12 protein-coding genes are annotated in these 13,858 nt (G+C 70.5%); 1 reads left to right on the top strand and 11 read right to left on the bottom strand.

Features of this window, described 5'->3' with window-relative positions:
• Positions 1-134 precede the first annotated feature (134 nt).
• The 8 genes from EPD65_RS15870 to EPD65_RS15835 all read right to left on the bottom strand — a co-directional run bounded on the left by EPD65_RS15870 (position 135) and on the right by EPD65_RS15835 (position 9,003).
• Entirely contained in the window at positions 135-2,672 is a 2,538-nt protein-coding gene (locus EPD65_RS15870) for an ATP-dependent Clp protease ATP-binding subunit (protein WP_131585888.1), read from the bottom strand.
• A 211-nt stretch (positions 2,673-2,883) separates the two neighbouring features.
• A complete protein-coding gene (locus EPD65_RS15865; RefSeq protein ID WP_131585885.1) occupies positions 2,884-3,207 on the bottom strand; it encodes a histone-like nucleoid-structuring protein Lsr2 in 324 nt (107 codons plus the stop codon).
• Positions 3,208-3,336: 129 nt separating this feature from the next.
• A complete protein-coding gene (locus EPD65_RS15860) occupies positions 3,337-4,125 on the bottom strand; it encodes a type III pantothenate kinase (RefSeq protein WP_279387582.1) in 789 nt (262 codons plus the stop codon).
• Position 4,126: 1 nt separating this feature from the next.
• Positions 4,127-5,044 (bottom strand): carboxylating nicotinate-nucleotide diphosphorylase, encoded by a 918-nt coding sequence (gene nadC, locus EPD65_RS15855; protein WP_131585882.1) that lies wholly within the window; start codon positions 5,042-5,044, stop codon positions 4,127-4,129.
• A gap of 16 nt (positions 5,045-5,060) precedes the next feature.
• Positions 5,061-6,752: an L-aspartate oxidase gene (locus tag EPD65_RS15850; protein ID WP_131585879.1), complete on the bottom strand. Its 1,692-nt coding sequence runs from the start codon at positions 6,750-6,752 to the stop codon at positions 5,061-5,063.
• Between the two features lie 9 nt (positions 6,753-6,761).
• A complete protein-coding gene (gene panD / locus EPD65_RS15845) occupies positions 6,762-7,181 on the bottom strand; it encodes an aspartate 1-decarboxylase (protein WP_131585877.1) in 420 nt (139 codons plus the stop codon).
• Positions 7,181-8,101, bottom strand: a complete 921-nt coding sequence (panC, locus tag EPD65_RS15840) for a pantoate--beta-alanine ligase (protein ID WP_131585874.1) — start codon at positions 8,099-8,101, stop codon at positions 7,181-7,183. The genes panD and panC overlap by 1 nt, the downstream gene beginning before the upstream one ends.
• A complete protein-coding gene (locus EPD65_RS15835) occupies positions 8,098-9,003 on the bottom strand; it encodes a Rossmann-like and DUF2520 domain-containing protein (protein WP_131585871.1) in 906 nt (301 codons plus the stop codon). The genes panC and EPD65_RS15835 overlap by 4 nt, the downstream gene beginning before the upstream one ends.
• Positions 9,004-9,186: 183 nt before the next feature.
• Here EPD65_RS15835 and ispD point away from each other — a divergent pair, with 183 nt between their 5' ends.
• Entirely contained in the window at positions 9,187-9,897 is a 711-nt protein-coding gene (ispD, locus tag EPD65_RS15830) for a 2-C-methyl-D-erythritol 4-phosphate cytidylyltransferase (RefSeq protein ID WP_131585868.1), read from the top strand.
• A 54-nt stretch (positions 9,898-9,951) separates the two neighbouring features.
• Here the strand turns inward: ispD and EPD65_RS15825 are convergent, their stop codons facing one another.
• The 3 genes from EPD65_RS15825 to EPD65_RS15815 form a co-directional block, all read right to left on the bottom strand.
• Positions 9,952-12,672 carry a glycosyltransferase gene (locus EPD65_RS15825; RefSeq protein WP_131585865.1) on the bottom strand — a complete coding sequence of 907 codons (2,721 nt, stop codon included), beginning with the start codon at positions 12,670-12,672 and terminating at the stop codon, positions 9,952-9,954.
• Positions 12,673-12,793: 121 nt separating this feature from the next.
• Entirely contained in the window at positions 12,794-13,381 is a 588-nt protein-coding gene (locus tag EPD65_RS15820; RefSeq protein WP_131585862.1) for a hypothetical protein, read from the bottom strand.
• A 3-nt stretch (positions 13,382-13,384) separates the two neighbouring features.
• Positions 13,385-13,858 (bottom strand): DUF3180 domain-containing protein (locus EPD65_RS15815; RefSeq protein WP_341539066.1); only part of this gene is annotated, 474 nt, incomplete at its 5' end.

The raw sequence follows: 13,858 nt of genomic DNA, 5'->3' as shown, positions 1-13,858 counted from the left end.
GTGCCGCGCCGAGACGAGGCTTGTGCCCGGCACAGGGCCCGTCTCGGCGCGGCACGGGCCTCGTCTCGGCAGTCAGGCAGAAACGGCAACGGCCCCGCTCCCTTGCGGGAACGGGGCCGTCATCAGTGAGCGAATCAGCTCGCGTCGGTCTCCGGGTGCTCGGCAGCCGGGCCGTCCGCCGTGGTCTCCAGCGGGGGGACGTCCGGGACGGCCGAGACCTTCTGGCCGACGAAGGTGAACGTCGCGGTCGGACCCTCACCCTCGACGTCGACCAGGACGATCTGCCCGGCACCGATCTCACCGAAGAGCAGCTTCTCGGCGAGGATGTCCTCGATCTCGCGCTGGACCGTACGACGCAGCGGGCGCGCGCCCAGGACCGGGTCGAAGCCGCGCTTGGCGAGCAGCTCCTTCGCGGCCGGCGTGAGCTCGATGCCCATGTCGCGGTCCTTCAGGCGCTTCTCGACCGACGCGATCATGTTGTCGACCATCGCGATGATCTGCTCCTGCGTCAGCGGCGGGAACACGATGACCTCGTCGACACGGTTGAGGAACTCGGGACGGAAGTGCTGCTTGAGCTCCTCCGAGACCTTCGCCTTCATCCGGTCGTAGGAGCCAGCGGTGTCGGCGCCCTGCTGGAAGCCGAGGCTGACTCCCTTGCTGATGTCGCGCGAACCAAGGTTCGTGGTCATGATGATCACGGTGTTCTTGAAGTCGACGACACGGCCCTGCGAGTCGGTCAGGCGACCTTCCTCGAGGATCTGCAGCAGCGAGTTGAAGATGTCCGGGTGGGCCTTCTCCACCTCGTCGAAGAGGACGACGGAGAACGGCTTGCGGCGCACCTTCTCGGTGAGCTGGCCACCCTCTTCGTAGCCGACGTAGCCCGGAGGCGAGCCGAAGAGGCGCGAGACCGTGTGCTTCTCGGAGAACTCCGACATGTCGAGCTGGATGAGCGCGTCCTCGTCACCGAAGAGGAACTCGGCCAGCGTCTTCGACAGCCACGTCTTACCGACGCCCGACGGGCCGGCGAAGATGAACGAACCGCCGGGGCGCTTCGGGTCCTTCAGGCCGGCACGCGTACGACGGATGGCGCGGGAGAGCGCCTTGACGGCCTCTTCCTGACCGATGACGCGCTTGTGCAGCTCGTCCTCCATCTTGAGCAGTCGGGTCGACTCCTCCTCGGACAGCTTGACGATCGGGATGCCGGTCGCGACGGCGAGGACCTCGGCGATGAGCTCCTCGTCGACCTCGGCGACGACGTCCATGTCGCCGGCGCGCCACTGCTTCTCGCGCTCGGCCTTCTTGCCGATGAGCTGCTTCTCCTCGTCGCGGAGGGCAGCGGCGGCCTCGAAGTCCTGGCCGTCGATCGCGGCTTCCTTGCGCTGGCGCACGTCGGCGATCTTCTCGTCGAACTCGCGGAGGTCCGGCGGGGCGGTCATGCGACGGATCCGCAGGCGCGAGCCCGCCTCGTCGATGAGGTCGATCGCCTTGTCCGGCAGGAACCGGTCGGAGATGTAGCGGTCGGCCAGGGTCGCCGCGGAGACGAGCGCCTCGTCGGTGATCGTCACGCGGTGGTGCGCCTCGTAGCGGTCACGCAGGCCCTTGAGCATCTCGATCGTCTCGGCGATCGACGGCTCGGGCACCTGGATCGGCTGGAAGCGGCGCTCGAGCGCGGCGTCCTTCTCGAGGTGCTTGCGGTACTCGTCGAGCGTGGTCGCACCGATGGTCTGGAGCTCACCACGAGCAAGCATCGGCTTGAGGATGCTGGCCGCGTCAATGGCGCCCTCAGCAGCACCCGCACCGACGAGCGTGTGGATCTCGTCGATGAACAGGATGATGTCGCCGCGGGTCTTGATCTCCTTGAGCACCTTCTTCAGGCGCTCCTCGAAGTCACCGCGGTAGCGGCTGCCGGCCACGAGCGCACCCAGGTCGAGCGTGTAGATGTGCTTGTCCTTGAGCGTCTCGGGGACGTTGCCCTTGACGATGTCCTGGGCCAGGCCCTCGACGACGGACGTCTTGCCGACGCCCGGCTCGCCGATCAGGACGGGGTTGTTCTTCGTACGCCGCGACAGCACCTGCATCACGCGCTCGATCTGGACCTCTCGGCCGATGATCGGGTCGAGCTTGCCCTCACGGGCAGCCTGCGTCAGGTTGCGGCCGAACTGGTCGAGCACCATCGAGGACGACGGCGCGTCACCGGACTGGGTCGGGGCGCCCGACGAGGCCGCCTCCTTGCCCTGGAAGCCGGAGAGCAGCTGGATGACCTGCTGGCGGACCCGGTTGAGGTCGGCGCCGAGCTTCTGCAGCACCTGGGCGGCGACGCCCTCGCCCTCACGGATCAGGCCGAGCAGGATGTGCTCGGTGCCGATGTAGGAGTGGCCGAGCTGCAGCGCCTCACGCAGCGAGAGCTCGAGGACCTTCTTCGCGCGCGGCGTGAAGGGGATGTGGCCGGACGGAGCCTGCTGGCCCTGACCGATGATCTCCTCGACCTGGGCCCGGACTGCCTCGAGAGAGATGTCGAGCGACTCCAGCGCCTTCGCGGCGACGCCCTCACCCTCGTGGATCAGACCGAGCAGGATGTGCTCCGTGCCGATGTAGTTGTGGGACAGCATGCGGGCCTCTTCCTGGGCCAGCACCACCACACGGCGGGCACGGTCGGTAAACCGCTCGAACATCGCTCACACTCCCTTGATTCTGGCCTGCCGCCTCTCCCCCGCTGGGTGCACGGAAGTGGAGCAGACGCCCGGACCAACGTCCGACTCCACCCTACGTGTTCCCGGCGACGCCGGATCGTCGTACGCCGACAGCGAACACGCCGAAACCCGGGTCTCAACGCGCCAAAACCCGAGTTTGGGCTCGCCAAAACCCGGGTTTCGGCGACTGGGGTCAGTGGGCGGCGTCGTACGCGGTCTGCACGTCGGCCGGGACGCGGCCGCGGTCGCCGAGGTCCGGCCAGCCGTTGCTCCGGGCCCACTCGCGCACCTCGCGGGTGCCGCCGGAGGCGCCGGCCTTCTTCGCCGCGGTGCGACGACCGCCCGCGACCTTGCGGGCGTGGCCGACGTACGGCGCGAGCGCCTCGCGCAGGCGGGCGGCGTTGGCCGAGGCCAGGTCGATCTCGTAGGACGTGCCGTCGAGCGCGAAGCTCACGGTCTCGTCGGCGTCGCCACCGTCGATGTCATCGATGAGGACGATGGAAACCTTCTGCGCCATGACACATTCCTTCAGTGATTTCGAATTCAAGATTCGCCCGCACGTTAGCAATGTGCAATTGATTCCGAAAGGGATGCGCGAATGCGATGTGGAAAATACGTCCGATTCGCGCCGTTGAAGAGAATGAATTCAGGAATTGCGCGCGAATACCAGCGCAAGGCCCTCGAGCGTGAGCCGCGGGCGGTGGTCGGTGAAGCACGCGACCTCGTCGTAGACCAGCGGCGCCAGGTGACCGGTCGCCACGACGTTGACCTCGTCGACGGCGACGCCGAGCTCGCGGACCATCCGCGCGACCAGGCCCTCGACCTGCGCCGCGAAGCCGAAGAGCATGCCTGACTGGAGCGCCTCGACGGTGTTCTTGGCGATCACCGAGCGCGGCCGGAGCAGCTCGACCTTGCGCAGCTGGGCGCCGCGACGCCCGAGCGCCTCGAGCGAGATCTCGATGCCCGGAGCGATGGCGCCACCGACGTACTGGCCGGCGGCGGTGACGACGTCGTACGTCGTGGCGGTGCCGAAGTCGACCACGATCGTGGGGCCCTCGTAGTGGTGCGCGGCGGCCAGGGCGTTGAGGATCCGGTCCGCGCCGACCTCGCGCGGGTTGTCCATCAGCACCGGGACCCCGGTGCGCACACCGGGCTCGACCACGACGCTCTTCACCCCGGGGAAGTGCGACGCGAGCATCTCGCGCCACTCGTGGAGCACCGACGGCACGGTCGAGCAGACCGCGATGCCCGTGATCTCGGCGACCGACTCCGCCAACAGACCCCGGACCAAGACCGCCCACTCGTCGGAGGTGCGCCGGTCGTCCGTGGAGACCCGCCAGTGCGCCACCACGTCACCCGAGCGCATCAGCGCCAGGTCGGTGGTCGAGTTGCCGATGTCGGCGGCGAGGAGGGTTCCCCCGGACGAGGCGGTCACATCAGCCCCGGAGGTCCATCGCGATGTCCATGACCTTCGCGGAGTGGGTCAGCGCGCCGACGGCGATGAAGTCGACGCCCGTGGCGGCGACCACCGCAGCAGACTCGAGCGTCAGCCCTCCGGAGGCCTCGAGGCGCGCCCGCCCAGCGGTCAGCTCGACCGCGGCACGCGTCTCCTCGATGCTGAAGTTGTCGAGCAGGATCTCGGTGACGCCGTAGTCCAGGAGCTCCTGCAGCTGCGACATCCGGTCCACCTCCACCTGGATCAGCTTGTCCGGGTAGCGCTTCGCGATCAGCTCGTACGCCGCGATCACGCCGCCCGCCGCGATGACGTGGTTGTCCTTGACCAGCGCCTGGTCGGTCAGGTCGCGGCGGTGGTTGACGCCGCCGCCGCAGCGCACGGCGTACTTGTCGTAGGAGCGGTAGCCCGGGATGGTCTTGCGGGTGTCGCGGACGCGGGCCGAGGTGCCCTCGAGCACGGTGACCCACGCGGCCGTCGCGGTGGCGACGCCCGACAGGTGGCAGGTGAAGTTCAGCGCCGTGCGCTCGGCGGTGAGCAGCAGCGCCGTCGGCGCCTCGACGGTGAGCAGCACGTCGCCCTTGGCCACGTGGGCACCATCGGCGACCGGTCGCTCGATCCGGATCTCGTTGCCCATCACGTAGCGGAAGACCAGCTCCGCCAGCGCGAGCCCGGCGACCACGCCGTCCTGGCGGGCGACGAAGTCGGCGATGTCCGTGTCGGCTGCAGGGATCGTCGCCCAGCTGGTGACGTCGTCGCCCGGAAGGTCCTCGGCGATGCCCGCGACGACGTCGGCGTAGACCTGCTCCGGGTCGAGTCCCGCCGCGGTCAGCTCCTCGAGGAGCGGCGCCGGCAGCTCGGCGTACGGGAGGGCGACGATGGACGTCACGTAGGCGGTCATCAGGCGGGCTCCGGACTCAGTGGGTGGCGGGCTGGTTGACGGGGACGGCGACGTCGTCGGTGGCCGGCGACGGCTGGAAGGTCGTGAGCAGCTCGCCGCCACGAAGAACGGTGTCGAAGTGACCCGCCATGCGCGCGTCGTCTCGCTCGGGGAAGTCCTCGCGCCAGTGCGTGCCGCGGGTCTCCTCGCGCAGCGTCGCCGCCTGGGTCAGGGCCGTCGAGATCGACAGGAGGTTGGTCGCCTCCCACTGGTCCGGACCGACGAACTCGGCCTTCTTGTTCAGCAGGCCGCGGAGCTTGATCGTCGCGTGGGCCATGCTGTCGGCGGAGCGGATCACGCCGACGCGCTTGGTCATCTGCTTCTGAACCTTGCGGCGCACGACCTCGCCGACGATGCCCCGCTCGCGCTGGTCGACGACCGGCTCGGACCAGGGTCGGAGCTCAGCGGGCAGGACCGCAGCGATCCGGCGGGAGAAGACAAGGCCCTCGAGCAGCGAGTTGGACGCCAGCCGGTTGGCACCGTGAACGCCGGAGCAGGCAACCTCTCCCGTCGCGTAGAGGCCCGGGATGTTGGAGCGGCCCTCGAGATCGGTGAGGACGCCGCCCGAGGCGTAGTGCTGCGCGGGAGCCACCGGGATCAGCTCGGTGACCGGGTCGACGCCGTGGCTGCGGCACGTGGCGAGGATCGTCGGGAAGCGCTTCTCCCAGAACTCCGCTCCGAGGTGGCGGGCGTCGAGCCACATGTGCGGCTTGGAGGTCTCCTCCATGCGGCGCGTGATCGCCTTGGCCACGACGTCGCGCGGCGCCAGGTCGGCCAGCTCGTGGACGCCCTGCATGAAGCGGGTGCCCTCCCAGTCGACCAGGAAGGCACCCTCGCCGCGGACCGCCTCGGAGATGAGCGGCTGCTGGCCACGGGCGTCCGGGCCGAGGTACATGACGGTGGGGTGGAACTGGACGTACTCCAGGTCGCGCAGGACAGCACCCGCGCGCAGCGCGAGCGCCATGCCGTCTCCGGTCGAGACGGCGGGGTTGGTGCTCTGGTTGAAGACCTGGCCCATGCCGCCACTGGCCAGGACGACAGCCCGGCAGTGGACGGCGCCGACGCCGTCGATCTGGCCCTCGCCGAGCACGTGCAGGGTCACACCGGCCACGCCACCCGCGGCATCGAGCTGCAGGTCAACGGCGAGCGCGTGCTGGATGACCTCGATGCTCGGGTCGCGCTCGATGGCGGCGATCAGGGCGCGCTGGATCTCGGCGCCCGTCGCGTCGCCGCCCGCGTGAGCGATGCGGTCGCGGTGGTGGCCACCTTCACGGGTCAGGGAGAGGACGCCGTCGTGGTGGTCGAAGTTGGTGCCGAGCGCGATCAGCTCGCGCACAGCCTCCGGACCCTCGGTGACGAGCACCTGCACGGCAGCGCGGTCGCACGCACCGGCACCCGCGATCAGGGTGTCGACCTCGTGCTGCTCCGGTGTGTCCCCCTCGCCCAACGCCGCGGCGATACCGCCCTGCGCCCACTGCGTGGAGCCGGCGTTGAGCACCGTCTTCGTCACGACGAGCACGCTCAGGTCGGGCGCTTCCGCGCGGATCCGGAGGGCCGCCGTCAGACCGGCGATGCCGGACCCGATGACCACCACGTCGGCGCGCGTCGTCCAGCCGGGCTGGGGCGCGCTGAGGCGGCCGGGGATCCCGGCGTTCTGGAGGGGCTGCATTGCGGCAGGTTAGCGGGCAGCGGTGACGTCGCCGCGCAGCAGGCCGGAGCCCTCGATCGCCTCGGCGGGGTCGAAGCCGGTGGCGAGGATCTTGTTGTCGGCGTCGACGAAGACGACGTTCGGCTTGTACTCGCGCGCCTCCTCGGTCGTCATCTGGCCGTAGCCGATCAGGATGACGACGTCGCCGGGGTGGACCAGACGAGCCGCGGCACCGTTGATGCCGAGGACGCCGGAGCCGCGCTCGCCGGCGATCGTGTACGTCTCCAGGCGGGCGCCGTTGGTGACGTCGACGATGTGGACGAGCTCGCCGGCCAGGAGGTCAGCGGCGTCGAGGAGGTCCTCGTCGACCGTCACGGAGCCGACGTAGTGCAGGTCGGCCTGCGTCACGGTGGCGCGGTGGATCTTGGACTTCATCATGGTGCGGAACATCAGTTGTCTCCCTGGGTGGTGGAGTCCCCGCCGGTGGTGGTCGAGGCTCCGATGTGGATGGGCAGGTTGTCGATGAGACGCGTCGTGCCGACGCGGGCGGCGACGAGGATCCGGGCCTCGCCATGGAAGTCATCGGTGAGACGGCCGAGGCCGGGGCTCGTGATGACGAGGTAGTCGAGATCCACGCCACTCTCCTTGGCGAGCACGGCGTGCGCGGCGTCGAGCGCAGGCTGCACTCCATCGACGCCAGCCGCGATGGCGGCGCGCAGCGCACCACTGAGGCTCAGTGCTGTGGCGCGCTCCTCGGCGGAGAGGTAGCGGTTGCGGCTGGACAGGGCGAGGCCGTCGGTGTCGCGCTGCGTCTCCGCACCCACGACCTCGACACCCATGCACAGGTCCTCTGCCATGCGGCGGATCAGCGCGAGCTGCTGGTAGTCCTTCTGACCGAAGACCGCGACGTCGGGCTGGACCAGGCCGAAGAGCTTGGCCACCACGGTCAGTACGCCGCGGAAGTGGCCCGGCCGGACCGCCCCTTCAAGGATGTCCGCCACCCCCGGAGCAGGTACGACGGTCACGCCGTCTGGCTCACGGTCAGCAGCAGGTACGCCGTGGGGGTACATCTCCTCGACGCTCGGCGCGAAGACGATGTCGACGCCCTCCGCGGTGCAGATCTCCACGTCGGCCGGCAGCGTGCGCGGGTAGCGGTCGAGGTCCTCGCCGGAGCCGAACTGCATCGGGTTGACGAAGATGCTCACGACCACGGGACCGCCCGAGACTCGCTCGCGGGTGACCCGCATCAGGCTGGCGTGACCCTCGTGCAGGGCGCCCATCGTGGGCACGAAGCCGACCTGCTGGCCGGCCCGACGGGCGGGCTCGAGCAGGGCGGCAAGCTCGGCGCGGGTGCTGGCGAGGGCGGTCACGCGGTCACCTTCACCGCGTCGAGAAGGATCAGGATCTCCGCAGCCCGGCGGCCCTCGAGACGACCGTCGGCAAGCGCACGACCCACCGTGGCGCGCGCCATGGCGACGTACGACGGGAGGTCCTGGGGGGTCGAGGTGGCGAGCACGCGCAGGTGGGCGCGGACCGTCTCGACGTCGCCGCGCACGATCGGCCCGGTCAGGGCGGCGTCGCCGTAGGCCAGGGCGTTGGAGAGCGCGGCCTCGAGCAGCGGGCGGAGGGTGTCCGCCGGGGCCACGCCTCCCGGTCCTGCGCTGTCGGCGACGCCGGCAGCGGCCAGCATCTCCATCGCCTGCGAGACGAGGGTGACCAGGTGGTTCGCGCCGTGGGCGAGGGCCGCGTGGTAGAGCGAGCGACGCTCCTCCGGCACCCACATGATCCGGCCACCGAGATCGTCGACCAGGAGGGAGGCGAGCGGTCGCTCGGCGTCGCCAGCGGTCACGCCGAAGACACAGCCGGCCAGCCGCGGGAGGTCCACGTCGGTGCCGGTAAAGGTGAGCGCGGGGTGCAGGGCGACCGGCCGCGCACCCACGGCGACAGCCGGCGCGAGCACGGCGAGGCCGTGGCGGCCCGAGGTGTGCACGACGTGCTGGCCGGCGCGCAGGGCGCCCGCGTCGGCGAGGGTCGTGACGACGTTGCCGAGCATGTCGTCGGGGACCGTGAGGAGCAGGACGTCGCAGGCCCGCGCGACGGCGGTCGGCTTGGCGACGCGGACGCCGGGGAGCATCGTCTCGATGCGGGTGCGGGAGGCAGCCGACTCACCTGCGGCGGCCACGATCTCGTGGCCGGCGGCGCGCAGGGCGGTCGCCAGGACGGTGCCGACGCGACCAGCGCCGATCACACCGATCCGGAGTGGTGCGGTCATTGTCTTCAAGCCTTTCGTTCCAGTCCCTCCGACCACTCCCCGGAGGGAGTCGGTGTGGGTACCGGACGTGTGCTGGGAGAACTGCTTGACGACAACGGTACGCCGACCCCGCAGCGCGTGGAACGGCCTGCGGGGTGGGGTGGGTCACGCGGACGACGTCACACGTGCGGCAGACTTCGCGGCATGGAGAGTGCCCGTCGCAGCGTCGCGGTCCTGCTGGCCGGCGGCATCGGGGCACGCGCAGGCCTCGGGATGCCCAAGCAGTTCGCCGAGCTGCACGGCCGCACGATCCTCGAGCACGCCCTCGCCGCACTCCACGACCACCCCGGAATCGACGGCGTCCTCGTCGTCATGGCGCAGGGGTACGTCGACGCGGCGCGGGTCGTCGCAACCCCCTATCCCCGCGTCCTGGACGTCATCGAGGGCGGTGCCGAACGGAGCGACTCGACGGTCGCAGCGCTGCAGTGGCTCGCCTCCCACGACCTCCGGGACGCCGACGTGCTGGTCCACGACGCGGCGCGCCCGCTGGTCAGTCCACGGATCATCAGCGACTGCCTGGCCGCACTCGAGACCCGCTCCGCCGTCGGGGTCGCCGTGCGCTCGAGCGACACGATCCTGCGGGCCGACAGCGACGGCCGGGTGGTCGACGTACCTCCGCGGGCGGAGCTGTGGCGGGCCCAGACCCCGCAGGGGTTCCGCGCCGGCGTCCTCCAGCGGGCGTACGACGTGGCGCTCGCCGACCCGGCGTTCGTGGCCACCGACGACTGCTCGGTGGTGCTGCGCTACCTCCCGGACGTGGCCGTGCACGTCGTCGAGGGCGAGGACCGCAACATGAAGGTGACCGGTCCGCTCGACCTCGCGATCGCCGAGCGCCTGCTCACCGACGGCTCCTGAGAACGCCACAGGGCCCGTGCACTGCACGGACCCTGTGGTGATGGAGTCAGTCGATCAGGCGTCGAGCGACGCCTCGAGCGGCGGGACCTCGCCCGCACGCTCCGCGAGCCGCGCGGAGTACTCGCGCCACAGGGCGCCACTCGGCACGATGCCCGGCTCCCACGGCTTGCCGGCACCGGCGTAGTGGACGATGCCCGCACCGTCCACCGACTCGATGACGGGGAGCGCGTTCCAGCGCGGGTCGAGCTCGAAGCGCTCGCCGCCGACGTACGCCTCGAGGACGTCCTGGTCGTTGAGGCCGTAGGCCGGAGCCATCGGCACGAACCGCTCGACGAAGTTGTCGGCACGCATCCGCTCGAGGTCGAGCACGAGGACGCCCGCGTTGAGGCTGGCGAAGTCGAACGGGTGCGCCACCGACATCGTGCGCCGGAGCTCGGCGGCGACCGTCGGCTTGAGCTTGTTGCCCGCGGCACGCCAGATCTCCGCGCCGCTGTAGACCGACGTCCGCGCACCGAGCGGGAAGCCCTTGAGGTCCGTCGCGGCCAGCTCGCCGGCGTCACCGAGGGTGACCGTGTCGATGTCGATGTAGGTCACGCGCGGCAGGTCGGAGAGGACCTCGGGCAGCAGCAGGCGGTCCATCGTGGCGACCGTGATGTGCTCGATCATCCGGCCGATGACGCCGTAGGTGATCCCCGTGTAGTCGAGGAACGTGATCGGCACCTGCGGGAACGCGGCGCTGAGCCACTTGCGGTACGACGCGTCGAGGTTGCGGGCCGTGATCCACACGCGGACCGGCGTGCTGGAGTTGGTCACGATCGACTCGAGTGTCACCGGGAGCAGGTGGCGGAAGTTCTCGTCGGTGCTGAGCGCGATGTCGGCGACGTTCGCCGCGTCGACGGTGTCGTGCGGGCCGTACGCGTCGGCAGAGGCCTTGACCTGGGCGACGAGCGAGGCCGTGTCGATGAGGTGCGAGATGTCCGTGGCCGGCGCGTTGAAGCGTGCCTTGGCCTCGGCGACCTTGGCGGCGTTGAGCTCGGCCCAGAGCGCGTAGACCTCTTCCTTCGTGCCGCCGGCGAAGACCTTGCCGAAGGTCTCCTTCAGGAGGGCACGGATGCCGTCACGCATCTCGACGAAGGGCTCGTTGGTCGGCTGCATGCCGTAGAGGCCGTCGAAGCGCACGTCACCGGGGACGTGCGGCTTGAAGTTGACCTCGACACCAAGCGACGTGGCCGGCAGGTAGGAGTGCAGGCGGCTGGTCACGATGCGGGCGTAGCGACGCAGGTAGGTCTGCAGCAGGTCGTCAGCAGCCTTCACGCCACCGACGAGGTCGAGGTGGCGGTACTCCATGCCGACCTGGCTGATCTGCTCGATCGGCCGCTCGCGCGACTTGACCTTGCGCAGCGGCACGTCGATGGCGGCGATGACCTGGTCGGGGTCCTGCTCGACCTGGTCACGGTCCTTGAAGACCGCGTTGACCGTGGTCGTCAGGCAGCCGGTGAAGAAGGCGTCGACGCCGGCGCTGAGCAGCAGGTAGACCGTCGTCCAGTCACGGCAGCCGATCGGGCCGTGGGCCTTGAGGTACTCGATCGTCTCGGGCGTCAGCAGCGCCGGGCGGTTGATGTGGAACGCCACGAAGATCGGGTTGAGGTTCTGGTGGTACGGCATGCCGTGCCGGATCTTGAACAGCGGGTGCATGTGCCAGCCGAAGGCGAGCAGCCAGGTGTTCTCCGGCAGGTTGTCGCCCTCGCTGTAGTCACGCGAGACCGGGTGGAGCTCGACCTCGGCGGACGGGCCGTCGGTGATCTTCAGCTCCGTGCGCACGCGCGACTGGAGCTGGTTCGTGAGCTCGCCGAGGCCGTCGGCACCGTGGTAGGTGACGTCCTGGAAGCGCGCGAGGTTGCCCATCATCGCCAGCGTCTGGACGTAGTCGCCCACGTTGCCGGAGGCGAACGGGAAGTCCGGCTGGTAGTAGTCGAAGACACCGAAGTTGATCCGGCCCTCGACCGGCTCGACGGCCGGCGCCGGCTCGAGCCAGCGGGTCACGTTGGCGCGCTGGTGCTCGCTGGCCTCGTCCAGGCCGGTGCGCGTGAGGGCCTCGGCCTGCACCTTGCGCGCCAGGTCGACGTGACCGGCGATCAGGTAGCGGCCCGCGAGGGCGACGACGGCCTCAGTGCTGAGCGCGGTCGGGTCGTCACCGATGTGCAGGGCCAGCTCGAGCGCCTCGGGGGTGCCGAGGACGAGGGCGGTGTCGACGGTCTCGACCGGAAGGTGCTGCGCGAGGAACGGCGCGTCGAGCTCCTTGAGCTGCTCCCATGCGGAGGTGCGGCGCTCCATCGCGATGAGGCAGAGGGCGAAGCCGGCGCGCGAGACGCGCTCGCCGTCGGGGCCGTTGGCCAGACCGGCGGCGAACGAACGGGCCACCGGGCGACGACGCGTCGCGAGGATCGCGCGGATCGTGCCGATGGCGGCGGTGGTGGTGTCGTCACCGCTCGCGATCCGGTCGACGTACGACGCGGCGGCAGCAGCGGCCTTGGCGGCGGCGACGGTGTCGTTGGCGAGCTTCGGGTCGAAACCGGCCAGCGGGAGCTCGGGAACGCGCTCCTCTCCGAGGAGGTTCCACGCCACCCGTCCGAACCAGGTGCCGAACCGCTCGTCCTCGAGCGGCGACACGGTGCCGGCGGGAGCACCGGGCTCCTGGCCGGCCAGGCGGGAACGGGCCTTGCGGGCGGCTGCCTTGAGAGGCGCCGGAGCGTACTTCCGGAACTCGTTGCGCATGGCCGACACCCTATCCGCCACGGGGAACCCGATCCGCGCCAGCCGAGGCGCGTCGTGAGAACACTCTCAGACCGTCGCCCGAACAATCGTGGGGCGAGGCCTCGGGACGTGCCGGGTCGGATCAGGCGGTGGCGCGCTTCGGCGCCGTGGCGGCGTCCTGCCAGGCGTGCAGCTCGGCCTTGAGGTCGACGAGCTCCTGCTCGAGCTCGGCGACCGTGACGATCGCCTCGGCGGCGCGCGTCTCGGCGTCGTCGAGCCGGCGGGACTCGTCGAGCAGACGGGTCTCGGCCTGCTCCGCGCGGCGGGCCTCCTGGCCCAGCTTCAGGGTCGTCTCGGCGACGGTGCGCTGCGCGCCGGAGAGCGCCAGCTCGAGCTCGCCGATCAGCTTCTGGCGCTCCTCGATGCGGGTCTCCATGCCGGCGATGAACGCGGCGTTCTCCTTCGCGCGGACGGCCGTCAGCTCGGAGTACTCCCGCGCCTGGCGGGCACGGTCGGCGGCGGCCTCGCGACGCGACTGGGCGAGCTCCGAGGCCGTGATCTTCGTGGCAGCAGCACCGAGGACGAGCGCAGCGATGGCCGCGCCCGCCGTGAGCACGAACGAGCCGGAGGCGACTCCGGCGATGACCACCACGGCCGCGATCACCAGCAGGACGGTCGCGACGGTGAGTCGGGTGCTGCGCTGACGACGGCGTGATGCGGAAGTGGCCATGCTTCAGGCTAGGTCGGCGTCCTCGTCGTCGCGGACGCGACACGCGCGCTCGAGCCAGATCGCGGCGGCGACCACGCCCACGCTCGCCAGGGCAGCGCAGCCGCTCCGCACGAGGTTGCCCGTCGTGGCCTCCCCCGCGACGCCGAGCCAGCTGACGAACGCGCCGGCGTAGCCGCCGGCCAGCAACGCGCCGACCAGGACGCAGGACTTCGCCCACATCAGGCGGTTGACGGCGCGATGGGCTTCGAGCCACTGGCGGTTGACCTGCAGCTCGCGCCAGGTGATCCAGGCCGTGCCGGCCAGGATGACCGCGACGAAGGCGATCACCCCCACCTGGAGCCAGCCGACCCGCGGCACGGTGTGGTCGGCGTACAGGGCGAGGGGGCGGAGGGACCACCCTCCGAGCAGGCCGAGGCAGGCCGCCATGAGCGGCGCTGCGGGTGTCGTCGGGCGGATCGACCCCCGACCCGGCCGGGT

The sequence above is a fragment of the Nocardioides jejuensis genome, from assembly GCF_004337475.1.
Taxonomy (GTDB): domain Bacteria; phylum Actinomycetota; class Actinomycetes; order Propionibacteriales; family Nocardioidaceae; genus Nocardioides; species Nocardioides jejuensis.
The sequence above is the reverse complement of the archived record's forward strand: the minus strand, read 5'-3'. Positions and strand labels throughout refer to the sequence as shown.